This window comes from Streptomyces sp. NPDC036984 (assembly GCF_055607665.1).
In genome coordinates this window covers 308,064-333,563 of record NZ_JBVJRL010000006.1, presented here as the reverse complement: position 1 = coordinate 333,563, position 25,500 = coordinate 308,064, and the positions used below count along the sequence as shown (strand labels likewise).

The 25,500-nt window shown below is 70.8% G+C and carries 20 protein-coding genes; 11 read left to right on the top strand and 9 right to left on the bottom strand.

Going from position 1 to position 25,500, the window contains the following annotated elements:
* Positions 1 to 33 precede the first annotated feature (33 nt).
* The 4 genes from ACZ7DL_RS15030 to mshC all read left to right on the top strand — a co-directional run bounded on the left by ACZ7DL_RS15030 (position 34) and on the right by mshC (position 3,513).
* Positions 34 to 720, top strand: a complete 687-nt coding sequence (locus tag ACZ7DL_RS15030; protein ID WP_470774516.1) for a histidine phosphatase family protein — start codon at positions 34 to 36, stop codon at positions 718 to 720.
* A 91-nt stretch (positions 721 to 811) separates the two neighbouring features.
* Positions 812 to 1,402 carry a DUF3090 domain-containing protein gene (locus ACZ7DL_RS15025; RefSeq protein ID WP_470774515.1) on the top strand — a complete coding sequence of 197 codons (591 nt, stop codon included), beginning with the start codon at positions 812 to 814 and terminating at the stop codon, positions 1,400 to 1,402.
* The gene (locus tag ACZ7DL_RS15020) at positions 1,366 to 2,190 is read left to right on the top strand and encodes an SCO1664 family protein (protein ID WP_470774513.1); all 825 of its coding nucleotides are present in this window, start codon (positions 1,366 to 1,368) and stop codon (positions 2,188 to 2,190) included. The genes ACZ7DL_RS15025 and ACZ7DL_RS15020 overlap by 37 nt, the downstream gene beginning before the upstream one ends.
* Before the next feature lie 93 nt (positions 2,191 to 2,283).
* Complete coding sequence (gene mshC / locus ACZ7DL_RS15015) at positions 2,284 to 3,513, top strand: cysteine--1-D-myo-inosityl 2-amino-2-deoxy-alpha-D-glucopyranoside ligase (RefSeq protein WP_470774511.1); 1,230 nt, start codon at positions 2,284 to 2,286, stop codon at positions 3,511 to 3,513.
* A gap of 173 nt (positions 3,514 to 3,686) precedes the next feature.
* Here the strand turns inward: mshC and ACZ7DL_RS15010 are convergent, their stop codons facing one another.
* The 6 genes from ACZ7DL_RS15010 to ACZ7DL_RS14985 form a co-directional block, all read right to left on the bottom strand.
* On the bottom strand, positions 3,687 to 4,607 hold the full coding sequence (locus ACZ7DL_RS15010; RefSeq protein ID WP_470774510.1) for a PAC2 family protein: 921 nt from the start codon (positions 4,605 to 4,607) through the stop codon (positions 3,687 to 3,689).
* A gap of 163 nt (positions 4,608 to 4,770) precedes the next feature.
* Positions 4,771 to 5,442: a FadR/GntR family transcriptional regulator gene (locus tag ACZ7DL_RS15005; RefSeq protein ID WP_470774509.1), complete on the bottom strand. Its 672-nt coding sequence runs from the start codon at positions 5,440 to 5,442 to the stop codon at positions 4,771 to 4,773.
* 273 nt (positions 5,443 to 5,715) lie between these two features.
* Complete coding sequence (locus ACZ7DL_RS15000; RefSeq protein WP_470774508.1) at positions 5,716 to 7,332, bottom strand: glycerol-3-phosphate dehydrogenase/oxidase; 1,617 nt, start codon at positions 7,330 to 7,332, stop codon at positions 5,716 to 5,718.
* Between the two features lie 48 nt (positions 7,333 to 7,380).
* Complete coding sequence (gene glpK, locus ACZ7DL_RS14995) at positions 7,381 to 8,919, bottom strand: glycerol kinase GlpK (RefSeq protein ID WP_470774506.1); 1,539 nt, start codon at positions 8,917 to 8,919, stop codon at positions 7,381 to 7,383.
* Positions 8,920 to 8,984: 65 nt separating this feature from the next.
* Positions 8,985 to 9,779 carry an MIP/aquaporin family protein gene (locus ACZ7DL_RS14990; protein ID WP_470774504.1) on the bottom strand — a complete coding sequence of 265 codons (795 nt, stop codon included), beginning with the start codon at positions 9,777 to 9,779 and terminating at the stop codon, positions 8,985 to 8,987.
* 340 nt (positions 9,780 to 10,119) lie between these two features.
* Positions 10,120 to 10,884 carry an IclR family transcriptional regulator gene (locus ACZ7DL_RS14985; protein WP_470774502.1) on the bottom strand — a complete coding sequence of 255 codons (765 nt, stop codon included), beginning with the start codon at positions 10,882 to 10,884 and terminating at the stop codon, positions 10,120 to 10,122.
* A 278-nt stretch (positions 10,885 to 11,162) separates the two neighbouring features.
* On the opposite strand from ACZ7DL_RS14985, the gene metH reads away from it, so the two are divergent.
* The 4 genes from metH (at position 11,163) to ACZ7DL_RS14965 (ending at position 19,238) form a co-directional block, all read left to right on the top strand.
* Entirely contained in the window at positions 11,163 to 14,678 is a 3,516-nt protein-coding gene (gene metH / locus ACZ7DL_RS14980; RefSeq protein WP_470774501.1) for a methionine synthase, read from the top strand.
* 113 nt (positions 14,679 to 14,791) lie between these two features.
* The gene (locus ACZ7DL_RS14975; RefSeq protein WP_470774499.1) at positions 14,792 to 15,493 is read left to right on the top strand and encodes an HAD family hydrolase; all 702 of its coding nucleotides are present in this window, start codon (positions 14,792 to 14,794) and stop codon (positions 15,491 to 15,493) included.
* A 462-nt stretch (positions 15,494 to 15,955) separates the two neighbouring features.
* Positions 15,956 to 17,560 (top strand): ABC transporter substrate-binding protein, encoded by a 1,605-nt coding sequence (locus ACZ7DL_RS14970; protein WP_470774497.1) that lies wholly within the window; start codon positions 15,956 to 15,958, stop codon positions 17,558 to 17,560.
* A gap of 97 nt (positions 17,561 to 17,657) precedes the next feature.
* Positions 17,658 to 19,238, top strand: coding sequence for an ABC transporter substrate-binding protein (locus ACZ7DL_RS14965; protein WP_470774495.1), 1,581 nt, complete (start codon positions 17,658 to 17,660; stop codon positions 19,236 to 19,238).
* A 128-nt stretch (positions 19,239 to 19,366) separates the two neighbouring features.
* On the opposite strand, the gene ACZ7DL_RS14960 is transcribed toward ACZ7DL_RS14965, so the two are convergent.
* On the bottom strand, positions 19,367 to 20,038 hold the full coding sequence (locus tag ACZ7DL_RS14960; protein WP_470774493.1) for a response regulator: 672 nt from the start codon (positions 20,036 to 20,038) through the stop codon (positions 19,367 to 19,369).
* Positions 20,039 to 20,091: 53 nt separating this feature from the next.
* On the bottom strand, positions 20,092 to 21,117 hold the full coding sequence (locus ACZ7DL_RS14955; protein WP_470774491.1) for a RecB family exonuclease: 1,026 nt from the start codon (positions 21,115 to 21,117) through the stop codon (positions 20,092 to 20,094).
* A gap of 178 nt (positions 21,118 to 21,295) precedes the next feature.
* On the opposite strand from ACZ7DL_RS14955, the gene ACZ7DL_RS14950 reads away from it, so the two are divergent.
* The 3 genes from ACZ7DL_RS14950 (at position 21,296) to ACZ7DL_RS14940 (ending at position 24,771) form a co-directional block, all read left to right on the top strand.
* Positions 21,296 to 22,906 carry a site-2 protease family protein gene (locus ACZ7DL_RS14950; protein ID WP_470774489.1) on the top strand — a complete coding sequence of 537 codons (1,611 nt, stop codon included), beginning with the start codon at positions 21,296 to 21,298 and terminating at the stop codon, positions 22,904 to 22,906.
* Positions 22,907 to 23,045: 139 nt separating this feature from the next.
* A complete protein-coding gene (locus ACZ7DL_RS14945) occupies positions 23,046 to 23,948 on the top strand; it encodes a tRNA (adenine-N1)-methyltransferase (protein ID WP_470774487.1) in 903 nt (300 codons plus the stop codon).
* A gap of 247 nt (positions 23,949 to 24,195) precedes the next feature.
* Positions 24,196 to 24,771 (top strand): hypothetical protein, encoded by a 576-nt coding sequence (locus ACZ7DL_RS14940; RefSeq protein WP_470774485.1) that lies wholly within the window; start codon positions 24,196 to 24,198, stop codon positions 24,769 to 24,771.
* Positions 24,772 to 24,778: 7 nt separating this feature from the next.
* On the opposite strand, the gene ACZ7DL_RS14935 is transcribed toward ACZ7DL_RS14940, so the two are convergent.
* Positions 24,779 to 25,081 carry a ferredoxin gene (locus ACZ7DL_RS14935; protein ID WP_470774483.1) on the bottom strand — a complete coding sequence of 101 codons (303 nt, stop codon included), beginning with the start codon at positions 25,079 to 25,081 and terminating at the stop codon, positions 24,779 to 24,781.
* Positions 25,082 to 25,500: the final 419 nt, after the last annotated feature.

Sequence of the window (25,500 nt, the reverse complement as noted above, 5' to 3'; positions counted from 1 at the left end):
CAGCGCACTTCCCGATGCGCCTACCCTGTCCGCATGCCCACGCTGATCCTCGTAAGGCACGGACGTTCCACCGCCAACACCTCCGGCGTGCTCGCCGGATGGACCCCCGGCGTCACCCTGGACGAGCGCGGCGCCGCGCAGGCCGCCGCACTGCCCGGAAGGCTCGCCGGCCTGCCGATCTCCGAGGTGGTCACCAGCCCGCTGGAGCGCTGCCAGGAGACCGTACGGCCGCTGCTGGAGTCCCGCCCCGGGCTGCGCGCCCACACCGACGAGCGGATCGGGGAGTGCCACTACGGCGACTGGTCCGGCCGCAAGCTCGCCGAGCTGAAGGACGAGCCTCTCATGGAGGTGGTGCAGGCCCACCCGTCCGCCGCCGCCTTCCCCGGCGGCGAGTCCATGCGGGCCATGCAGACCCGCGCCGCCGAGGCCGTCCGCGAGTGGAACGCGCGCGTGGAGCGCGATCACGGCTCCGACGCCGTCTACCTCATGTGCTCCCACGGCGACATCATCAAGTCGCTCGTCGCCGACGCCCTCGGTCTGCATCTCGACCTCTTCCAGCGGATCTCCGTGGAGCCGTGTTCCATCACCGCGATCCGCTACACCCGCCTGAGGCCGTTCCTGGTCCGCCTCGGCGACACCGGGGATTTCGCTTCGCTCGCCCCGCGTGAGGAACCCGGCGAGGGCGACGCACCGGTCGGGGGAGGTGCGGGCGCACCGTGATCGTCGGCCGCAGTAGGGTGAAGCGATCCACCACAGTCGCCCATCCGCATGGCCCGCACCGCTGAAACCCTCGAATCAATGGAGACAGGACGTGTCCCGTCAGGTGTTCCTCTACGACCAGCCGGACCGCTTCGTGGCCGGCACGGTCGGACTGCCCGGGCGCCGTACGTTCTTCCTCCAGGCCACCGCCGGCTCCCGAGTGACCAGCGTGGTCCTGGAGAAGACCCAGGTCGCCGCGCTCGCCGAGCGCATGGACGAGCTGCTGGACGAGGTCGTACGCCGTAGTGGCGGCAGCGCCGCCGTCCCCGCCATGGCGCCCACCGAGATCTCCGACACCGCCCCGCTGGACACCCCCATCGAGGAGGAGTTCCGCGTCGGCACCATGGCACTGGCCTGGGACGGCGAGGAACAGTGCATGATCGTCGAGGCGCAGGCGCTGGTGGAGCTGGACGCCGACACCGAGGAGGACCTCGCCGAGGCCGAGGAGCGACTGCTCCAGGACGAGGAGAACGGACCCCCCATGCTGCGGGTCCGGCTGACCGGCGCGCAGGCCCGGGCCTTCGCCAAGCGTGCCCTCGACGTCGTCAACGCCGGGCGGCCGCCGTGCCCGCTGTGCAGCCTCCCGCTCGATCCGGAAGGACACGTATGTCCGCGCCAGAACGGATACCGCCGCGGAGCGTGACGGCCGATCCGAACCCCGCCGAGCTGCTCGCGCGGGGTGAGCTGACCGTGCGCGGCCGGATCCGCGAGGCGTCCAACGCGGCACTGTTCTGCTCGGTCGCCCTCGACGGCCGGGAAGCCTCCTGCATATACAAGCCGGTGGCCGGCGAGCGCCCCCTGTGGGACTTCCCCGACGGCACCCTCGCGGGCCGTGAGGTGGCCGCCTACGCGGTCTCCGAGGCCACCGGCTGGGGACTCGTCCCGCCGACCGTGCTGCGCGACGGACCGTACGGCGAGGGCATGTGCCAGCTCTGGATCGACGTCCACGCCGAGGCCGAGCTGCTCGCCCTGGTCGACGGCGAGGAGCCCGAGCCGGGCTGGAAGGCCATCGGCTTCGCCGACATGGGCGAGGGCCGCACCGCGCTGCTCGTGCACGCCGACGACGAGCGGCTGCGCCGGCTCGCCGTCCTGGACGCCGTGATCAACAACGCCGACCGCAAGGGCGGCCACCTGCTGCCCACCGCCGACGGCCGGCTCTACGGCATCGACCACGGCGTCACCTTCAACGTCGAGAACAAGCTGCGCACACTGCTGTGGGGCTGGGCCGGGGAACCCCTGACCGCGGAGGCCGTCGACGTCCTCAAGGGGCTGCGGGACGCCCTGGACGGGGAGCTGGGCGGGCGGCTGGCCGCACTGATCACCGCGGCCGAGGCCGACGCCACACGCGCGCGTGTCGACGCGCTGCTCACCTCGGGCCTGCATCCGGAGCCGAACGGAGAGTGGCCCGCCATCCCCTGGCCACCCGTGTAAGCACATCCGGCGCCGAGGTACAAGAACGCAGAACCGGCCATCCGGCCCGGTCCCGTTCGTATACGCAGCTCGACGCCGGTTAGGCTCATGTACATGCATGCCTGGCCCGCTTCCGAGGTCCCCGCCCTGCCTGGTCAGGGCCGCGACCTGAGGATCCACGACACCGCGACCGGTGGTCTGGTCACCCTCGACCCCGGTCCCGTCGCCCGCATCTACGTCTGCGGCATCACGCCGTACGACGCGACCCACATGGGTCACGCGGCGACCTACAACGCGTTCGACCTCGTTCAGCGCGTGTGGCTCGACACCAAGCGGCAGGTCCACTACGTCCAGAACGTCACCGACGTCGACGATCCGCTGCTCCAGCGCGCGGACCGGGACGGCGTCGACTGGGTCGCCCTCGCCGAGAAGGAGACGGCCCTCTTCCGCGAGGACATGACCGCCCTGCGGATGCTCCCGCCGAAGCACTACATAGGCGCCGTCGAGGCGATACCCGGCATCGTCCCGCTCGTGGAGCGGCTGCGCGAACTCGGCGCGGCCTACGAGCTGGAGGGCGACATCTACTTCTCCGTCGAGTCCGACCCGCACTTCGGCAAGGTCTCGAACCTGGACGCCGCCGCCATGCGGCTGCTGTCCGCCGAGCGCGGCGGCGACCCGGACCGCCCGGGCAAGAAGAACCCGCTCGACCCGATGCTCTGGATGGCGGCCCGGCCCGGCGAGCCCAGCTGGGACGGCGGCTCCCTCGGCCGGGGCCGGCCCGGCTGGCACATCGAGTGCGTGGCCATCGCCCTCGACCACTTCGGCATGGGCTTCGACGTCCAGGGCGGCGGCTCCGACCTCGCCTTCCCGCACCACGAGATGGGCGCCTCGCACGCCCAGGTGCTCACCGGCGACTTCCCGATGGCCAAGGCGTACGTGCACGCCGGCATGGTCGCCCTGAACGGCGAGAAGATGTCCAAGTCCAAGGGCAACCTGGTCTTCGTCTCGCGGCTGCGCCGCGACGGCGTCGACCCCGCCGCCATCCGCCTCTCCCTGCTGTCCCACCACTACCGCGCCGACTGGGAGTGGACCGACCAGGTCCTCCAGGACGCCGTCGCCCGCCTCGACCGCTGGCGCGCGGCCGTCTCCCGGCCCGACGGCCCGTCCGCCGACGCACTGGTGGAGGAGATCCGCGAGGCCCTGGCCAACGACCTGGACGCGCCCGCCGCGCTCGCCGCGGTGGACCGCTGGGCGGCCCGACAGGAAGAGCAGGGCGGCACGGACACGGCAGCTCCGGGCCTGGTGACCAGGGCGGTGGACGCCCTGCTGGGCGTGGCCCTGTAAACACCCTGAGCGTGAGCGCCCCGAAAGGGGCGCGGGGAACGGCGTGACAAGCCGCGACGCCGCGGCAGTCGCCCGACGCCTGTCGTGGCACACCGCAACGCGACGGAACACGCAGAAGGGGCGCTTCCCACACGGGGACCGCCCCTTCTGCACACCCGCGGACGTCCGCAGGCTCAGTCCTCCGAACCGTCCTCGTCGTCCTCCTTGGCCCCGCCGCCGGAGGCAGGCGGCCGCGGCTTCCCGCCCGGAGGGCCCACGTCCCGGCGCCGCAGGTACCGCTCGAACTCGCGGGCGATCGCCTCGCCGGACGCCTCCGGCAACTCGGCGGTGTCCCGGGCCTCCTCCAGCGTCTGGACGTACTCGGCGACCTCGCTGTCCTCGGCGGCCAGCTGGTCCACGCCCACCTGCCAGGCGCGCGCGTCCTCGGGCAGCTCGCCCTGCGGGATGCGCAGGTCCAGCAGGTCCTCCAGACGGTTCAACAGTGCCAGCGTGGCCTTGGGGTTGGGCGGCTGGGAGACGTAGTGCGGTACGGCCGCCCACAGCGACACCGCCGGGACGCCCGCGTGCGTGCACGCCTCCTGCAGGACGCCGACGATGCCCGTCGGGCCCTCGTACTTGGTCTCCTCCAGGTCCATCCGGCGGGCCAGGTCCGGGTCGGACGTGACCCCGCTGACCGGCACCGGACGCGTGTGCGGGGTGTCACCGAGCAGGGCGCCCAGGATGACCACCAGCTCCACGCCCAGCTCGTGCGCGAAACCGAGCAGTTCGTTGCAGAACGACCGCCAGCGCATGGACGGCTCGATCCCGCGGACCAGCACCAGGTCGCGCGGCTTCTCGCCGCCGACCCGCACCACCGACAACCTTGTCGTCGGCCAGGTGATCTTTCGCACACCGCCGTCCATGAACACCGTGGGGCGGTTCACCTGGAAGTCGTAGTAGTCCTCGGCGTCCAGCGCCGCGAACACCTCGCCCTTCCACTCGCGTTCCAGATGCGCGACCGCCGTGGAGGCGGCGTCGCCGGCATCGTTCCAGCCCTCGAACGCGGCCACCATGACTGGGTCGATCAGCTCGGGAACCCCCTCCAGCTCGATCACCCAGTGCCTCCTTCCGACGTGCCCTCGCTTGACCCACCAACCTTACGGCGTCCGGCGGGGGCGCCCGCAGCCCCCTTGCACGGGGGAGTGAACGGATCACTGCCCCGTTCGTCACCGGGGAACACCCCGGCGGTCTCACTCCCCGAGGCGCTCACGGCCGAACTCACCGAGCGGACCGCAGCCACTGCTCCACGCTCGCGATGTGCACGGTCGCCCAGGAGCGGGCCGCCTCCGCGTCCCGGTCGCGCAGCGCGGCCAGGATCGCCCGGTGCTCGCGCAGCGTGCGGCCGACGGCGTCCTCCTGGGTGAGGCCGCGCCAGATCCGGGCCCGGGTGGTGGGCCCTGACAACCCGTCAAGCAACGAGCAGAGCACCGAGTTCCCGGCGCTCCGCACGATGCTCCGGTGGAACTCCAGGTCGGCCGCGACCAGCTGCTCCACCGACGGGTTCGCGCCCAGGGCGTCCAACTGCGCGCCCAGCGCCTCCAGTTGCTCCTCGCCGATGCGCGAGGCGGCCAGCGCGGTCGCGGCCGGCTCCAGGATCCGGCGCACCGCAAGGAACTCCAGCACCGTGTCGTCGCGGTGGAAGTCCACGACGAAGCTCACCGCCTCCAGCAGCAGCTGCGGATCGAGGCTGGTGACGTAGGTGCCGTCACCCTGCCGTACGTCGAGGATCCGGATCAGCGACAGGGCGCGGACCGCCTCCCGCAGGGAGTTGCGGGACAGGCCCAGCTCGGCGGCCAGCTCGCTCTCCTTCGGCAGCCGGTCGCCCGGGCCCAGCGCACCGGAGACGATCATGCCCTTGATCTTCTCGATCGCCTCGTCGGTGACTGCCATCGACCGGCCTCCTGCCCCAGACATCGGATGTCTCCGGCCTCATTATGCGCGGTCACAGGCAGTTGGCCGGCTCGTCGTACGGCGGGATGCCGTGGGCGCCGTTCGCCGGCCCGGCGGGCGGCGGCGAGGTCCGGTTGTCGCACCGGGGAGGAGAAAGGGGCGGCTCCATCGGCGTGGAGCCGCCCCTTTCCGTGGTCCGGACCCGGTGCGGCGGGGTCCGGAGCGTCGGCGGCGGCCGGCCCGGTCAGGGCGGTGGCCGGCCGCCGCCCGGTCCTACTTCTTGTCCAGCAGGTCCTGGACCTTCGCGCGGACCTCGTCCGTGGCCAGGCCGCGGATGGTCAGCGTGGTCCGGCGGCGCAGCACGTCGTCCTGGGTCTCGGCCCACTCGTGGTCCCGGGCCCAGACGACCTGCGCCCAGATCTCCGGGGCGTCGGGGTGGACGCGCTCGGCCAGCTCCGGGTTCTCGTTGGCGAGCCGGGCGATGTCGAACGCCAGGGACCCGTAGTGCGTGGCCAGGTGCTTGGCGGTGTCGGCGGCCATGCGCGGGCCGGGAGCCGGGTTGTCGACCAGCAGGCGGTGCGCGACCGCGCGCGGGTTGGCGACGCCGGGCAGCGGCAGCTTCTTCGGCAGCGAGGAGATCGGCTCGAAGTCGTCGCCGAGCGGGTGGCCCGGCAGCGCCTCCAGCTTCTTCATGATCGTACGGCCGATGTGGCGGAACGTCGTCCACTTGCCGCCCGCGACGGACAGCATGCCGCCCTTGCCCTCGGTCACCACGGTCTCGCGCTTGGCCTTGGCCGTGTCACCGGGGCCACCCGGCAGCACGCGCAGGCCGGCGAAGGCGTACGTGATCAGGTCACGCTGGAGCTGCTGGTCCCGGACGGAGAACGCGGCCTCGTCCAGGATCTGGGCTATGTCCTTCTCGTTGACGGACACGTCCGCCGGGTCGCCCTCGAACTCCTCGTCGGTGGTGCCGAGCAGCAGCATGTCCTCCCAGGGGAGGGCGAAGGTGATGCGGTACTTGTCGATCGGGGTCGCGAGCGCGGCCTTCCAGGGGGAGGTGCGCTTGAGGACCAGGTGCGCGCCCTTGGACAGCCGGATGGACGGCGCCGCGCCCGCGTCCTCCATCCTGCGCAGGTGGTCGACCCAGGGGCCGGTCGCGTTCAGTACGAGACGGGCGTTGACGCCGAACTCGTCGCCGGACGTGCGGTCCTTCAGATCGGCACCCGTCACCCGGCCGTTGGTGAAGCGCAGCCCGGTGACCTCGGCGTGGTTGAGGACGACCGCGCCGGCCTCGACGGCCGCGCGGACCGTCATCAGCGCCATGCGCGCGTCGTTCATCTGGTCGTCGCCGTACACGGCCACGGCCTTGAGGTTTTCGGTGCGCAGCTCGGGCACGTCCTGCGCCGCCTTGGCGGGTGAGAGCAGGTGGCCCACGCCGTCACCGAACGCGGAGAGCGCGGAGTAGGCGAAGACGCCCGCGCCGAGCTTCGCCGCGCCGTGCGGCCCGCCCTTGTACACGGGGAGGTAGAAGGTGAGCGGGTTCGCCAGGTGGGGGGCCACCTGGCGGGAGACCGCACGGCGCTCGAAGTGGTTCTCCGCCACCAGCTTGACCGCGCCGGTCTGCAGGTAGCGCAGACCGCCGTGGAGCAGCTTGGAGGAGGCGGAGGAAGTGGCGCCGGCGAAGTCGCCGGCGTCGACCAGCGCCACCCTGAGCCCGGACTGCGCGGCGTGCCAGGCGGTGGAGATGCCCAGGATGCCGCCGCCGATCACCAGAAGGTCGTACGACGCCTTGGAGAGCTGCTCCCTGGTCTCGGCTCGGCTCGGGTTGGAGCCGGAGGCCGGGTGCGTCCCCAGGGCAGGCACGGAACTCAGGGTGGACTGACTGGTCATGTCGGGTACTTACTCCTCGTCAGAGCTGTCTGAACTGTCTTGAGCCGATCAGCTCTCGTCCTCGATCCAGCCCATGGTCCGTTCGACGGCCTTGAGCCAGTTCTTGTACTCACGGTCGCGGGTGTCCGCGTCCATCTGGGGGGTCCACTCGGCGGCCCGGCGCCAGTTGGCGCGCAGCTCGTCGGTGCTGGACCAGAAGCCGACGGCCAGGCCGGCGGCGTAGGCGGCGCCGAGGCAGGTGGTCTCGGCGACCATCGGGCGCACCACCGGTGCGTCCAGAACGTCGGCGAGGGTCTGCATCAGCAGGTTGTTGGAGGTCATGCCGCCGTCGACCTTCAGGGCCACCAGCTCGTCACCGGAGTCCTTGACCATGGCGTCGGCGATCTCACGGGTCTGCCAGGCGGTCGCCTCCAGGACCGCGCGGGCGAGGTGCGCCTTGGTGACGTACCGGGTCAGGCCGGCGATCACACCGCGGGCGTCGGAGCGCCAGTGCGGGGCGAACAGACCGGAGAAGGCCGGTACGAAGTAGGCGCCGCCGTTGTCCTCGACCGAGAGCGCGAGCGTCTCGATCTCGGCCGCGGTGGAGATCAGGCCCATCTGGTCGCGCATCCACTGCACCAGGGAGCCCGTGACCGCGATCGAGCCCTCGAGGGCGTAGACCGTCGGCTGGTCGCCGATCTTGTAACCGACCGTGGTCAGCAGACCGGCGTAGGAGTTGATGATCTTGTCACCGGTGTTCATCACCATGAAGGTGCCGGTGCCGTAGGTGGACTTGGTCTCGCCCTCGGAGAAGCAGGTCTGGCCGAACAGGGCCGCCTGCTGGTCGCCGAGCGCCGAGGCGACCGGGATGCCGCCCAGCAGGTCGCCCAGCTTGCCGCCGGTGACCTCGCCGTAGACCTCGGCGGAGGGGCGGATCTCGGGCAGCATGGCCAGCGGGACGCCGATGGACTCGGCGATCTTCTCGTCCCACTGCATGGTGTGCAGGTTCATGAGAAGGGTGCGGGAGGCGTTGGTGACGTCGGTGACGTGGCGGCCGCCGTTGACACCGCCGGTCAGGTTCCAGATGACCCAGCTGTCCATGGTGCCGAAGAGGATGTCGCCCGCCTCGGCCCGCTCCTTGAGGCCCTCGACGTTGTCGAGCAGCCAGCGGGCCTTGGGCCCGGCGAAGTAGGCGGCCAGCGGCAGGCCGGTCTCGCGGCGGAAGCGGTCCTGGCCGACATTGCGGCCCAGCTCCCGGCAGAGGGCGTCGGTGCGGGTGTCCTGCCAGACGATGGCGTTGTGGACGGGCTCACCGGTGTTCTTGTCCCACAGCACGGTGGTCTCGCGCTGGTTGGTGATGCCGATGGCCTTGATGTCGTCGCGGGTGATGCCCGCCTTCTGGATGGCTCCGGCGACGACTTCCTGGACGTTGGTCCAGATCTCGTTGGCGTTGTGCTCGACCCAGCCCGGCTTCGGGAAGATCTGCTCGTGCTCCTTCTGGTCGACGGAGACGATACGGCCGTCCCGGTCGAAGACGATGCAGCGCGAGGAGGTCGTGCCCTGGTCGATCGCCGCGATGAAGGGGCCTGCGGTGTGGGCGTCGGTCACTGTGTGCTCCTGAAAAGATCCGTGGTGATGGGGCTGTACGTACGGCGCGTGCTTCGAAGTGATGTCTAAGCGAAAGCGACGTTGTATATGCCTGCCGCGATGGCGGCGCCGATCAGCGGACCGACCACCGGGATCCAGGCGTAGCTCCAGTCGGAACCGCCCTTGTTGGGCAGCGGCAGCAGGGCGTGCACGATGCGCGGGCCCAGGTCGCGGGCCGGGTTGATCGCGTAGCCCGTCGGGCCGCCGAGCGACAGACCGATCGACACGACCACGAACGCCGTGATCAGGCCGCCGAGGATGCCGAGACCGTTGCCCTTGTCGTTCAGGCCCTGGGTGAGGACCGCGAGGATCAGCACGATGGTGCCGATGATCTCCGTGGTGAGGTTCTGCACCACGTTCCGGATCTCCGGACCGGTGGAGAAGACGCCGAGGACCGGGCCGGCGCCCTTCTCCTGGGCTTCGACCGCCTTGGCCGAGGTGGCCTGCGCGCCCGGACCGCCGACGATCTCCTTGTCGGTCAGGTGCGCCTGGAACTGGCCGTAGTAGGTGACCCACACGAGCGCCGCGCCGATCATCGCGCCGAGCAGCTGGCCGGCGAAGTAGGTCGGAACGTTGCTCCAGTCGCTGTCCTTGATGGCCAGGGCGACGGTGACGGCCGGGTTGAGGTGGGCACCGGACAGCGGTCCGGAGATGTACACGGCCGTCATGACGGCGAAGCCCCACCCGAAGGCGATGGCGAGCCAGCCGGCGTTACGGGCCTTGGAGGCCTTCAGTGTGACCGCGGCGCAGACGCCGCCGCCGAGCAGGATGAGTATGGCGGTACCGATGGTCTCGCCGATGAAGATGTCGGAGCTGGACACCCGCGACTCCTTTGTCCTTCGTCCAGGGGCCGAACCCCGGGTCCCGCCGGGATTCAGGCGCCCTCGGGGGTGAGAGCGATGCCGGCCCTTGGCGTTGTCACACTCTAGCGCGTATTGCCGGTAGGTGTTCGACAATGCCGACCGATGGACGGGAGTCTTGTTCGGCGTTACGCGTGCGTCAAGAGTTCTGTTATCGAAAACAGGATCGTTATTGATCGCTGCGGGTTATCGACCTTCGTACACGGACGTACGATCTAGCCTAATTTGTCCATTTCAGGGTAGGCCGAGGGCCGGAACGCCGCCTGGCGTCCCGGTCGTTCCGCGCTGGAGCCCGGGTCTGTCAGAACCGCCCGGCGCCCAGGTCCCGGGAGACCGCTCGGGCGCAGTCGCGCACCGCCGCGATCAGCTCGGGGCGCAGCTCCCCGTCCCGGCGCAGCCGCTCCACGGCACCGGCGATGCCGACCGCGCCCACGGGCATCCGGCGCCGGTCGTGGATGGGGGCGGCGATCGACGCCACGCCCTCCCAGGTCTCCTCCACGTCGGCTGCATACCCACGCGCGCGCGTGATGTCCAGGAGATGCTCGAAGTCGCCCGCCTCGCACACCGTGCGATCCGTGAACGCCTTCCGGTCGGTGTCCAGCGCCTCGCTGTGCGCCACCGGGTCGTAGGCGGACAGCACCTTGCCCAGCGCCGTGGAGTGCAGTGGCTGCATGGCCCCGATCTCCAGCACCTGCCGGCTGTCGTCCGGCCGGAAGACGTGGTGCACGATCAGCACGCCCTGCTGGTGCAGGACACCCAGGTACACGCTCTCCCCGCTGGAGCGCGCCAGGTCGTCGGTCCACACCAGCGCCCGCGCGCGCAACTCGTGCACGTCGAGGTAGGTCGTGCCCAGGCGCAGCAGCTCCGCGCCCAGCTGATAGCGGCCGGAGGCCTCGTCCTGCTCCACGAACCCCTCCTGCTGGAGGGTGCGCAGGATGCCGTGGGCGGTGCCCTTGGCGAGACCCAGTGACGAGGCGATGTCCGAGAGGCCGAGCCGCCGCTCGCCGCCCGCGAGCAGCCGCAGCATCGCCGCCGCCCGTTCGAGCGACTGGATGTTCCGTGCCATCGCCGTCCTGCCTCCGTCCCCTTCGACTGCCCGCGGCGCGACAACCACACCGTTCGGCAATGTCGAACACTACCGGTCCATGCCGACCTCCCGCTAATGGTCGGACGGCACCTGTTACATCACACGTGACCTGCGCGTGGCATCAGGGCCACACGCGTCCGTCTCGTGGACGCCGCTGCCCATCCAAGCCCACTCCCGGTTACTCTGGCGCCGTGCGGCATCCCGTCTGCCCGGGAAACCGCATAGCCGACAGCCGTCGCATCACAGGGAGTCCCTACATGGCCTCGTCGCCGACGTCCCCTTCCGCCGACAGCCGGACCCGCGTGTCCGCGCTCCGCGAGGCGCTCGCCACCCGGGTGGTGGTCGCCGACGGAGCCATGGGCACGATGCTCCAGGCGCAGGAGCCCACTCTCGAGGACTTCCAGCAGCTCGAGGGCTGCAACGAGATCCTCAACGTCACCCGCCCCGACATCGTCCGCTCCGTCCACGAGGCGTACTTCGCCGTGGGCGTCGACTGCGTCGAGACCAACACCTTCGGGGCCAACCACTCCGCGCTCGGCGAGTACGACATCCCCGAGCGCGTACACGAGCTGTCCGAGGCCGGCGCCCGGGTGGCCCGGGAGACCGCCGACGCGTTCACCGCCAAGGACGGCCGGCCCCGCTGGGTGCTCGGCTCCATGGGCCCCGGCACCAAGCTGCCCACCCTCGGCCACGCCCCCTACACCACCCTGCGCGACGCCTACCAGCGCAACGCCGAGGGCCTGGTCGCCGGCGGCGCCGACGCCCTGCTGGTGGAGACCACCCAGGACCTGCTCCAGACCAAGGCGGCCGTCCTCGGCGCCCGGCGCGGCCTGGACGCCCTCGGCCTGGACCTGCCGGTGATCGTCTCCGTCACCGTCGAGACCACCGGCACCATGCTGCTCGGCTCCGAGATCGGCGCGGCCCTCACCGCGCTGGAACCCCTCGGCATCGACATGATCGGCCTGAACTGCGCCACCGGCCCGGCCGAGATGAGCGAGCACCTGCGCTACCTCGCCCGCACCGCCCGCATCCCGCTGTCCTGCATGCCCAACGCGGGCCTGCCGGTCCTCGGCAGGGACGGCGCCCACTACCCGCTGGGCGCGCCGGAGCTGGCCGACGCCCAGGAGACCTTCGTCCGCGAGTACGGCCTCTCGCTCGTCGGCGGCTGCTGCGGCACCACACCCGAACACCTGCGCCAGGTCGTGGAGCGCGTCCAGGGCCTCACCCCGCCCGCCCGCGACCCGCGCCCCGAGCCGGGCGCCGCCTCCCTGTACCAGTCGGTGCCGTTCCGGCAGGACACCTCCTACCTCGCCATCGGCGAGCGCACCAACGCCAACGGCTCCAAGAAGTTCCGCGAGGCCATGCTGGCCGGCCGCTGGGACGACTGCGTGGAGATGGCGCGCGAGCAGATCCGCGAGGGCGCGCACATGCTCGACCTGTGCGTGGACTACGTCGGCCGCGACGGCGTCGCCGACATGGAGGAACTCGCCGGCCGCTTCGCCACCGCCTCCACCCTGCCGATCGTCCTGGACTCCACCGAGGTCGACGTCCTGCGGGCGGGCCTGGAGAAGCTCGGCGGCCGCGCGGTGATCAACTCCGTGAACTACGAGGACGGCGACGGCCCCGACTCCCGCTTCGTCCAGGTCACCAAGCTGGCGGGCGAGCACGGCGCCGCGCTGATCGCGCTCACCATCGACGAGGAGGGCCAGGCCCGCACCCCGGAGAAGAAGGTCGAGATCGCCGAACGGCTGATCGCGGACCTGACCGGGAACTGGGGCATCCGAGAGGAGGACATCCTCATCGACGCCCTGACCTTCACCATCTGTACCGGTCAGGAGGAGTCCCGCAAGGACGGCATCGCCACCATCGAGGCGATCCGCGAGCTGAAGAAGCGGCACCCGGCCGTGCAGACCACGCTGGGCCTGTCGAACATCTCCTTCGGCCTCAACCCGGCCGCCCGCATCCTTTTGAACTCCGTCTTCCTCGACGAGTGCGTCAAGGCGGGCCTGGACTCGGCGATCGTGCACGCCTCCAAGATCCTGCCGATCGCCCGCTTCAGCGAGGAAGAGGTCCAGACCGCTCTCGACCTGATCTACGACCGCCGCGCCGAGGGCTACGACCCCCTCCAGAAGCTCATGCAGCTCTTCGAGGGCGCCACGGCGAAGTCCCTGAAGGCCGGCAAGGCCGAGGAGCTGGCCGCGCTGCCGCTGGAGGAGCGGCTCAAGCGCCGCATCATCGACGGCGAGCGCAACGGCCTGGAGCAGGACCTGGACACCGCCCTTCAGGACCGGCCCGCCCTCGACATCGTCAACGAGACCCTCCTGGACGGCATGAAGGTCGTCGGCGAGCTGTTCGGCTCCGGCCAGATGCAGCTGCCGTTCGTCCTCCAGTCCGCCGAGGTCATGAAGGCCGCCGTCGCCCACCTCGAGCCGCACATGGAGAAGTCGGACGCCGAGGGCAAGGGCACCATCGTGCTCGCCACCGTGCGCGGCGACGTGCACGACATCGGCAAGAACCTGGTCGACATCATCCTGTCCAACAACGGCTACAACGTCGTCAACCTGGGCATCAAGCAGCCGGTCTCCGCGATCCTGGAGGCGGCCGAGGAACACCGGGCCGACGTGATCGGCATGTCCGGGCTCCTGGTCAAGTCCACGGTGATCATGAAGGAGAACCTGGAGGAGCTGAACCAGCGCGGCCTCGCCGGCCGCTTCCCGGTCATCCTCGGCGGCGCCGCCCTCACCCGGGCCTATGTCGAGCAGGACCTGCACGAGATCTACGAGGGCGAAGTCCGCTACGCCCGCGACGCCTTCGAGGGCCTGCGCCTGATGGACGCCCTGATCGGCGTCAAGCGGGGCGTGCCCGGCGCCAAGCTGCCCGAGCTGAGGCAGCGCCGGGTCCGCGCGGCCGCCGCCGTCGAGGTGGAGGAGCGCCCGCAGGAGGGCCACGTCCGCTCCGACGTCGCCACCGACAACCCCGTGCCCACCCCGCCGTTCTGGGACACCCGGGTCGTCAAGGGCATCCAGCTCAAGGAGTACGCGAGCTGGCTGGACGAGGGCGCGCTGTTCAAGGGCCAGTGGGGGCTGAAGCAGGCCCGCACCGGCGAGGGACCGACGTACGAGGAACTGGCCGAGACCGAGGGCCGGCCCCGGCTGCGCGGCCTGCTCGACCGGCTCCAGACCGAGAACCTCCTCGAGGCCGCCGTCGTCTACGGCTACTTCCCCTGCGTGTCCAAGGACGACGACCTGATCATCCTGGACGAGCAGGGCAACGAGCGCACCCGCTTCACCTTCCCGCGCCAGCGCCGCGGCCGGCGCCTGTGCCTCGCCGACTTCTTCCGCCCCGAGGAGTCGGGCGAGACGGACGTGGTCGGCCTCCAGGTCGTCACCGTCGGCTCGCGCATCGGCGAGGAGACCGCCAAGCTCTTCGAGGCCAACGCCTACCGCGACTACCTCGAACTGCACGGCCTGTCCGTGCAGTTGGCCGAGGCGCTCGCCGAGTACTGGCACGCCCGGGTGCGCGCCGAACTCGGCTTCGCCGGCGAGGACCCGGCCGGCATCGAGGACATGTTCGCCCTGAAGTACCGCGGCGCCCGCTTCTCCCTCGGCTACGGCGCCTGCCCCGACCTGGAGGACCGCGCCAAGATCGCCGAACTCCTCAAGCCGGAGCGGATCGGCGTCCACCTCTCCGAGGAGTTCCAGCTGCACCCCGAGCAGTCCACGGACGCGATCGTGATCCACCACCCCGAGGCCAAGTACTTCAACGCACGGTGACGCGTGTCTCACCCAGCACGCTGATCGGATAAGTCGTACACTGGTCGGTCCATTACAGGCCGGTTCCCCCACCGGGGAACCGGCCTGGTCGTCCCTCAAGGAGGTGCGCCCGGATGACCAGCACGGTCCCCGCGCTAGGAACCCGTACGGCCGAAGGCTCCGCCCTGCAAGCGGTGCTCCTCGACATGGACGGCACCCTGGTGGACACCGAGGGTTTCTGGTGGGACGTCGAGGTGGAGGTCTTCGCCTCCCTCGGGCACACCCTGGACGAGACCTGGCGCCATGTCGTGGTGGGTGGCCCCATGACCCGCAGCGCAGGATTCCTGATCGAGGCCACCGGCGCCGACATCACCCTCGCCGAGCTCACGATCCTGCTCAACGAGGGGTTCGAGGACCGCATCGGACGCGCCCTGCCGCTGATGCCGGGCGCCGCCCGGCTGCTCGCCGAGCTCTCCCGGTACGAGATCCCGACCGCCCTGGTCTCCGCCTCCCACCGGCGCATCATCGACCGTGTGCTGTCCGTGCTGGGCCCGCACCACTTCGCCCTCTCCATCGCCGGCGACGAGGTCTCCCGCACCAAGCCCTTCCCGGACCCGTATCTGCTCGCCGCCGCGGGGCTCGGCGCGGATCCGGCCAGATGTGCCGTGGTCGAGGACACCGCGACCGGCGTGGCAGCCGCCGAGGCCGCGGGCTGCCGGGTGGTCGCCGTCCCCTCCGTCGCACCCATCGGCCCGGCCGCGGGGCGCACCGTCGTCTCCTCTCTGGAAGAGGTCGACCTGGCATTTCTTCAGGGCCTGATGACGGAAATGCGCTAGCCGGTCACGCGCGGTATCCCCGGCTCGAAGAGCCGGGGGGAGTGCTTAAGTCCATTGGCCGTGCTGGACATATTTCCGGGGAAGTACACCGGCGTGGAATTCCGGGCAGGCCGCCCGGCCGAATACTGCTGACCGGCCGCACAGTTGGGAGTGTGACGTTCCCCACGCCGACGGGGCTCGACAACGTTGCCCAAGTGTGCTGGTGGGCCCCGTTCCGGGCGGTTCGGTGGAACCTTGTGTCCCGATTGGTGGGATGCTGCACTAATCCTGCCGCTGTCGGGTTTTCGGTGCGTCCGCGACCGGTTCCACTGCGTGATGGGGGGTCAACTCACGCGGCTGTGAACCCCGCTGCGGGCGAGGACTAATCTCGTCGCGAGAACATCGCCGAGTACCCCCGTGATCCGCCGCACCACCCATGCATGCCGGATACACGGACCCGAACAGCCCTGGAGAAACTCCCGCATGAACCGCAAGACTTTGGTGCTGCCGGCGGTGGCCGGCCTGCTCACCCCGGTTCTCGCCGCGTGCGGCGGATCCGACAGCGGGAGCAAGAGCGGCGACGCCATCGTCGTCGGCACCACGGACCGGTTCACCGCCACGAAGGACGCCCCGGCGCCCCTCGACCCGGCCTACGCCTACGACGTCGGCACCTGGAACATCCTGCGCCAGTCCGTACAGACCCTGATGGCGCAGCCCAAGGGCGAGGGAGACCCTGTCCCGGACGCCGCCGAGAGCTGCTCCTTCACCGACAGCGGCAGCGAGCGCTACGCCTGCAAGCTGCGCGAGGGCCTGAAGTTCGCGAGCGGCGACCCGGTGACCGCCGAGGCCGTCAAGTACTCCATCGAGCGCGCGCTGCGCATCGACGCCGACAGCGGTGTCTCCGCCCTGCTCAACACCATCGACACCATCGAGACGCAGGGCGACCGCGAGGTCATCTTCCACCTGAAGACGGCCGACGCCACCTTCCCGTACAAGCTGTCCACCCCGGTCGCGGGCATCATCAACCCCGAGGACTACGAGAAGGGCAAGCTCCGCGACGGCTTCGAGATCGACGGCTCCGGCCCGTACACCTTCAAGGCCGACGTCGAGGACGACGCCATCGTCAGCGCCACCTTCAGCAAGAACCCCTCCTACGAGGGCGCCGTGAAGGTGAACAACAGCACCGTCGAGCTGCGCGCCTTCGCCGACGCCGACGCCATGGGCGCCGCGATCGACAAGGGCGACATCGACGTGATGACCCGCACCATGTCGCCCGCGCTGATCCAGAAGCTGGACGGCAGCAGCGACGAGAAGGTCGACCTGGTCGACATGCCGGGCCTGGAAATCCGCTACCTCGCCTTCAACACCACCGCGTCCAGCGTCAAGTCCAAGGCCGTACGCCAGGCCATGGCCCAGCTGATCAACCGCGGCGAGCTGGTCTCCAAGGTCTACGGCACCCAGGCCGAGCCGCTGTACTCGCTGGTCCCGGCCACCGTCACCGGCCACTCCAACTCGTTCTTCAACAAGTACGGCAACCCCAGCGCCGCCAAGGCCAAGGAACTGCTGTCCAAGGCCGGCATCACCACCCCGGTGAAGCTGACCCTGCACTACACGACCGACCACTACGGCTCGGCCACCCGGCAGGAGTTCGAGGTCCTCCGGAAGCAGCTCAACGACAGCGGCCTGTTCGACGCCTCCATCGAGGGCCACCCCTGGGCGACCTTCCGGCCCGCCGAGCGCAAGGGCCAGTACGACGTCTACGGCATGGGCTGGTTCCCGGACTTCCCGGACGCCGACAACTTCCTCGCGCCCTTCCTCGACAAGGACAACTTCCTCGGCTCGCCCTACTCCAACAGCACCATCCAGCGCACGCTGATCCCGCAGTCCCGCCGCGAGGCGGACCGGCTCGGCGCGTCCAAGAGCCTTACCGAGATCCAGGACACCGTCGCCGAGGACGTCCCGGTCCTGCCGCTGTGGCAGGGCAAGCAGTATGCCGCCGCACGGGACGACATCACGGGCGTGGCCTACGCCCTCAACTCCTCCTCGACGCTTCAGCTGTGGGAGCTCGGCCGCGGTGTGAGCGGCTGACGGCTCTCTGCACCCGGGGCCAAGCACGGCGGCCCCGGGGCCCGGGGCCAGGGACGGCGGCCCCGGGCTGACGACCCGACGACAAGGCACATTTCAAGTGAACATGCGCAACCAGTGGCCAGTCCTGCCCATCGTGGCGGGGCTGGCCTCCGGCCTGTTGACCGGCTGCGGCTCGGAGACCGGTGATTCCGGGGGTACCGGCTCCTCCGTGGTGATGGGGATGTCCGACGACGTCCTCGCCACGGACCCGGCATCCGGATATGACCCCGGCTCCTGGCTGTTGTTCAACAACGTCTTCCAGTCGCTGCTCAGCTTTCCCAAGGGCGCGACCGAACCCCAGCCCGACCTGGCGAAGGACTGTGCCTTCACCGACACCCGGGCCATGGTCTACAAGTGCGAGCTGAAGGACGGCCTGAAGTTCAGCAACGGTGACGACCTCACCTCCGAGGACGTGAAGTTCTCCTTCGACCGCATGCTGCGGATCGACGACCCCGCCGGTCCCGCGATCATGTTCCCGATGCTCGACAAGGTCGAGACACCGGACGCGAAGACGGCCGTCTTCCATCTGAAGGTGCCCGACGCCACCTTCCCCAGCAAGATCGCCTCCGGCGCCGGCTCCATCGTGGACCACCGCCAGTACGACGCGGACGGCCTGCGCACCGACCACCAGGCCGTCGGATCCGGCCCCTACAAGCTGGACTCCATCGACAAGGACCAGGCGGTCTTCTCCGTCAACGGCAACTACCAGGGCGCCGCCAAGGCCAGGAACTCGGGCGTCACCCTGAAGTTCTTCCACGGCGACCGCACCGCCCTGAAGCACTCCCTCCTCGACGGCGACATCGACATCGCCTACCGAGGCCTGACCGCCGCCGACATCGCCGGCCTCGACCAGCAGGCCGACAAAGAGGGCGTCGACGTCATCGAGGGCAGCAGCGCCGAGGTCCAGCACCTGGTCTTCAACGTGAAGGACCCGGTGGCCGGCAAGCTCGGCGTCCGCAAGGCCATGGCCTACCTCATCGACCGCGACGCCCTGATCAAGGACGTGTACCAGGGCACCGCCACCCCGCTGTACTCGATCATCCCGGCGGGCGTCGCGGGTCACAACACCGCGTTCTTCGACACCTACGGCGCCCGCCCCTCCCGGGCCAAGGCCGCCGCCGCCCTGCACGCCGACGGCATCAGCGGCAAGGTCAAGCTCACCCTGTGGTCCACGCCGTCCCGCTACGGCCCCGCCACCGACGAGGAGCTGAAGGCCATCGCCGGCCAGCTCAACGCCAGCGGCCTGTTCGACGCCGACGTCAAGTCCGTCGCCTTCGACCAGTACGAGAAGGACATCGCCCAGGGCAAGTACGGCGTGTACGTGAAGGGCTGGGTGCCGGACTACCCGGACGCCGACAACTTCACCGCCCCCTTCTTCGGCAAGGGCAACGTGCTGGACAACAACTACAACAACCGCGCCATCACCGGGTCCCTCATCCCCGCCACCGCAGCGCAGAGCGACCGTTCGGCGACCGACAAGGAGTTCGGCAAGCTCCAGAACATCGTCGCCGACGAACTGCCCGTCCTGCCGGTCTGGCAGGCCAAGCAGTACGCGGTCGTCCGTGACGGCGTGTACGGCCTGGAGTACTGCCTGGACGCCTCCACCGTGTTCCGGTTCTGGGAACTCAGCAAGGGCTGACGCCGGTCGTGCCGAAGGGCGCCCCTCCCGTGTGGTGAGGGGCGCCCTTCGCCGTCGTACGGCCCGCGCCGCCCTGCGTCTCCCGCGCGGCCCACCACGCGGCCTGCCATGCGGTGTACCGCGCGGTCTTACTGCGCGCCGGGGCGCACCAGACCGCTCTCGTACGCGTACACGGCGGCCTGCACCCGGTCCCTGAGGCCCAGCTTGGTGAGCACATGCCCCACATGTGTCTTCACCGTCGTCTCACTGACGAACAGGTCCGCCGCGATCTCGGCGTTGGACAGCCCGCGCGCCACCAGCTTCAGCACCTCCACCTCACGGTCGGTGAGGGTGTGCAGGGTGTCCGGCACCGGCTCCTCGCCCGACGGCAGATGAGTGGCGTACTTGTCCAGCAGCCGCCGCGTGATGCTCGGCGCGAGCAAGGCCTCGCCGGCCGCCACCACCCGGATCGCCTGCACCAGTTCGTTGGCGGGCGCGTCCTTGAGCAGAAAGCCGCTCGCCCCGGCGCGCAGCGCCTCCACCACGTACTCGTCCAGGTCGAACGTGGTCAGCACCAGCACCTTCGCCGGACCGTCCCGCCCGGGCCCGGTGATCTGCCGGGTGGCCTCCACACCGTCCATCCGCGGCATCCGGATGTCCATCAGCACGACATCCGGCTGAAGCGCTCGCACCTGATCCAGGGCCTGCAGGCCGTCACCGGCCTCGCCGACGACCGCGATGTCCTGCTCGGCCTCCAGAATCATCCGGAAACCGGTACGCAACAGCGGCTGGTCGTCGACCAGTAGGACACGGATGGCCACCTGACACTCCTTCGCTAGTCCGGCCCCATTCTGCCCTGCGCCCGATCTCCGCTTCACCCGGTCCCGGACTCCGTCGCCCTGACCGGCAGCGGATACGGCGGGGGAGTGCCGCCGAACTCCGGGCAGTGCGCCTGGTGGTCGCACCAGCCGCACAGCTTGGTCGGCCGCGGCCGCCAGTCCCCGCTCTCCGTGGCCTGCCTGATGGCCTCCCACAGCGCGTGCAGCCTGCGCTCCACCCGCTCGAGGTCGGCGCGGACCGGGTCGTACGTCAGCACGTCACCGCTGCCGAGATAGACCAGCTGCAGCCGGCGCGGGATGACGCCCTTCAGCCGCCACACGACGAGGGCGTAGAACTTCATCTGGAACAGCGCGCCCTCGGCGTACTCGGGGCGGGGCGCCTTGCCGGTCTTGTAGTCGACGATCCGCACCTCGCCGGTCGGCGCCACGTCCACCCGGTCGATGATCCCGCGCAGCCGCAGCCCCGACTCCAGCTCGGCCTCGACGAACAGCTCCCGCTCGGCCGGCTCCAGCCGGGTCGGGTCCTCCAGCGTGAACCAGCGCTCCACCAGCCGCTCCGCCTCGGCGAGCCACCCGGCCAGCCGCTCCCCCTCCGGATCATCGGCGAACAGCTCGGTCACCTCGGGCCTGCTCTCCCTGAGCCGGTCCCACTGCCCCGGGATCAGCGCCTTGGCCCGCGGCGCGGTCCGCTCCCCGGCGGGCGCGTCGAACAGCCGCTCCAGCACGGCGTGCACCAGCGTCCCGCGCGTCGCCGCCGCGCTCGGCTTCTCCGGCAGCCGGTCGATCACCCGGAATCGGTACAGCAACGGGCACTGCATGAAGTCATTGGCCCGAGAGGGAGACAGCGAGGTGGGCGCCATCGCCCCCCGCTCACCGGCACCCGCTTCCCCGACTGCGCTCGCCCCGGCCGCCCCGGCCGCGGCGGCTGCGTCCGGGGCCGTCGAGGGGGCCGGCGGGGACGCCTCGGCCGGCGGGGGCGTCGTCGGCTGCGGCGGGGCGGCCGGTCGAGTCTGCTCGGCGCCGCCCGGCAGGGCCGCCTCCTCCTCGATACTGCTGTCCATGTCCACAGACCTTACGGCCCACCACTGACAGTGACCCACTCGCCGGCCGCGTCGACCGCGCGACCTCGGGGCAAACACAAAGGGTGCCGGGGCGGAACGTGCCACCACGGCCGCATACCATCGACCAGAGACCCTTCCGTCCGGCAGGTGCGGAAGACGCTTCGAACGAGGGGACACCGTGGACGTGAGCGGCGGGAGCGGACAGCCGCGGTCCGGCAACGACGAGCCGGCCGAGCACTCCGCGGACCCAACGGCCCCGGCGACCGGACCCACCGACCACCCCGGGCCCGATCCCGAACGTCCGGCACCCGACAAGACCGCCGCACCGCAGAACCCGGCCCAGGACGAGGCACCCGCCAAGACCGACCCGTCCGGCGCCAAGACCGACCCGTCCGGCGCCAAGACCGACCCGTCCGGCGCCAAGACCGACCCGTCCGGCGCCAAGACCGACCCGTCCGGTGCCGAGGCCGACCCGTCCGGCGGGCACGGCACCGACAGCGCACCCCGCACCCCCGCTCCGCACGTCCCCGACCGGCAAGACCCCGCTACCACCCCCGGGCACGCCCCCGAGCCGGAGCACCGCACGCTCGCGCACTCCGGAATCGCCAAGGGCGCGCCGCCCGAGCCGCGGCCCAAGGAACCCGGCGGCGGGATCCTCATGGGCCGCCCCTTCGGCGTGCCCGTGTACGTCGCGCCGAGCTGGTTCCTCGTCGCCGCGCTGATCACCTGGGTCTTCGGCGGCCAGCTCGACCGCGTGCTGCCCGAGCTGGGCGCCGCCCGCTACCTGGTCTCCCTCTTCTTCGCGGTCGCCTTCTACGCCTCCGTCCTGGTCCACGAGCTGGCCCACACGATCGCCGCGATCCGCTTCAAGCTCCCCGTCCGCCGTATCCAGCTCCAGTTCTTCGGCGGTGTCTCCGAGATCGAGAAGGAGGCCGAGACCCCGGGCCGGGAGTTCGTGCTCGCCTTCGTCGGACCGCTGCTCTCGCTCGCGCTGGCCGGCCTGTTCTACCTCGCCATGAAACCGGTCGAACCCGGCACGGTCCCCGGCGTACTCCTCGCCGGGCTCATGGTCTCCAACCTCATCGTCGCGATCTTCAACCTGCTGCCCGGCCTGCCCCTCGACGGCGGCCGCATGCTCCGCGCCGTCGTCTGGAAGATCAGCGGCAAACCGATGACCGGCACCGTCGCCGCCGCCTGGGTCGGCCGGGCACTCGCCGTCTCGGTCCTGATCGGCCTGCCGCTGCTCAACCAGTCCGGCGCTCTCGGCGGCGGCGGTGAGGACGCCGGCGGCATGGACACCGTCACCGACGCCCTCCTCGCCGCCATCCTCGCCGCGATCATCTGGACCGGCGCCGGCAACAGCCTGCGCATGGCCCGGCTCCGCGAACACCTCCCCGAACTGCGCGCCCGTACCCTCACCCGTCGGGCCGTACCGGTCGAGAACGACACCCCGCTCTCCGAGGCCCTGCGCCGCGCCAACGCCGCCGGGGCCCGCGCCCTGGTCGTGGTCGACGCCGACGGCAACCCCCTCTCACTCGTCCGCGAGGCCGCCATCGTCGGCGTACCGGAACACCGCCGACCCTGGGTGGCCGTCAGCGGCCTCGCCCAGGAACTGACCGACGGCATGCGGGTCTCCGCCGAACTGGCCGGGGAAGACCTCCTGGACGCCCTGCGCGCCACCCCGGCCACCGAGTACCTGGTGGTCGAGGAGACCGGCGAGATCTACGGCGTGCTGTCCGCGGCGGACGTGGAGCGGGCCTTCGTCCGGGCGATGGCCCGGCCGGCCTGACAACCCCCGGAACCGCGCCGCCCGCCAGGGCGCGCGGAACCACACGCTCCACCACCCCGCCCGCCGCTTCCGCACCCACGATCGGCCCCCACCCCCTCCGCTGGCCAAGCCCCCCGCAGGGAACCGGTACGCTGGTCACATGTCCGAACCGACCGGTGCCGCCCGCAGACGCGGGCCCTTCAAGGTCGGGGACCAGGTACAGCTGACCGACCCCAAGGGCCGCCACTACACGTTCACGCTCGAAGCCGGAAAGAACTTCCACACCCACAAGGGTTCCTTCCCGCACGACGAACTGATCGGCGCTCCCGAGGGCAGCGTTGTCCGGACCACCGGCAACGTGGCCTACCTCGCGCTGCGCCCCCTGCTCCCCGACTACGTCCTGTCCATGCCCCGCGGGGCAGCCGTCGTCTACCCGAAGGACGCGGGGCAGATCCTCGCCTTCGCCGACATCTTCCCCGGCGCCCGCGTCGTCGAGGCCGGCGTCGGCTCCGGCTCGCTCAGCAGCTTCCTGCTGCGGGCCATCGGCGACCAGGGCATGCTGCACTCCTACGAGCGCCGCGAGGACTTCGCCGAGATCGCCCAGCAGAACGTGGAACGCTACTTCGGCGGCCCGCACCCCGCCTGGCAGCTCACCGTCGGCGACCTCCAGGACAACCTGTCCGACTCCGACGTCGACCGCGTCATCCTCGACATGCTCGCCCCCTGGGAATGCCTGGAGGCCGTCTCCAAGGCGCTCGTCCCCGGCGGCATCCTGTGCTGCTACGTGGCCACCACCACCCAGCTCGCCCGGACCGTGGAGTCCATCCGGGAGATCGGCTGCTTCAACGAGCCGACCGCCTGGGAAACCATGATCCGCAACTGGCACATCGAGGGCCTGGCCGTCCGCCCGGACCACCGGATGATCGGCCACACCGGCTTCCTGCTCACCGCCCGCCGCCTCGCGGACGGCGTCGAGCCGCCCATGCGCCGCCGCCGCCCCGCCAAGGGCGCCTACGGCGAGGACTACGCCGGACCGAACGCCGACGGCGGCGCCGGCCGCTGACCGGCCACGCGCGCGTGCAACACGAGGGCGCCGTGCCCGAGTTCCCGCCCATCCGACGGGAACTCGGTCACGGCGCCCCTTCGTTGACACGGCACCAGGACTCACACAGCCCCCGTGCCCCGTACGACGACCCCCGCGCGGGCACGCCGCCTGCGGGAATCCCGGCCCCCGCCGTTCCCCCGCACTGTGACGTGTGGCACCATGCAGGCCACCCCCACCGGCACAGCCCTCACAGGAGACACTCCTCGTGCAGCAATCCGCCGTTCCGGAGCTCGCCCACACCCAGACCCGGCCCATCCACTGGGTCGCCACCGCCACGGCCGTCGCCGGGGTCGTGGCCCTCTCCTCCGTCGTCCAGCCCGCATCGGCCACGGCCGCCCAGCCCGCCGACGCCACGGCGGCCAAGCCCGCCGCCGCCGCGCCGCCGAGCACGGCCGGCGTGCAGTTCCCGCTGCAGTGCGGACCGGTGAAAGCCGTCGTCGTCAAAAAGGCCACCGGAGACCTCGACGGCGACGGCAGGCCGGAAACAGTCGCCGTGGTCCACTGCGACGCCCCCATGGGCACCCCGCCCGACGGGGTCTACGTCCTCACCCGCTCCGCCGACGGGGCGCGGCCGCGCGTGGTCGCCACCCTCGTCGAACCCAAGGAACGGCTCACCGTCACCGAGGTCGCCCTCCGCGCCCGTGCCGTCTCCGCCACGCTCCTCGGCTACTCCTCGGACTCCGTGCCCAGTTGCTGCCCCGACGTGAAGACCCCGGCCACCTGGCAGTGGAACGGCAACGCCTTCCTGCGCTCCACACCGGCCGGAACCCACAGCGTCTGAACCGGGCTCACTCCGCGTCCGGCCCGTACACCTCGACCCTGTCCGAAACCCGGCGCACGTGGATGCACTCGCCAGGACACTCCTTCGCCGAGTCCACCACGTCCGCCAGCAGCGGCAGCGGCACCGGCGTCGTCGCCCCCGGAGCCTGGAGCAGCTCGTCGTCCGCGCCCTTCACATAGGCCAGCCCGTCGATGTCCAGCTCGAACACCTCCGGGGCGTACTGAGCGCAGATCCCGTCGCCGGTACACAGGTCCTGGTCGATCCAGACCTCCAGCGCCTCGCCGCCCGGGGCCTCCTGCTGCACGGTCATCTCTCCTGCCGTCGGTTCGCCGGACGGCCCGACGCCACGAAGGCCAGCCGGGTCCGCTCCAGCGGCTGTTGAACACCCTCGACCCTACCTCCGCCCCGTTCCCCGCCCGGTTCGACCGCCGCCGGGTTTCCACCCCGGCCCGCTCGGGTACCAGCGCCGGACCGGGAGAGGGGCACCCCGGCGGCCGGGACGACCACTTCAAGCCACCACAGCGGTGACACCGACTGCCTGAACCGTCGCTCTGCGTGATGAACGCACGAGCGCCCTGAGTGCTGCCCACCTACCGGCCCGGCCGGCACGCAGCGGACAACTCCGGCCACTCCTGGCGGGTTTTGACCACGCCATGCAAGGAACAACCTGCTTTCCCATCACGTTGAGTGGGTATCCCCTCCGTGCGAGGGAGTGCGCACCGGGTGACC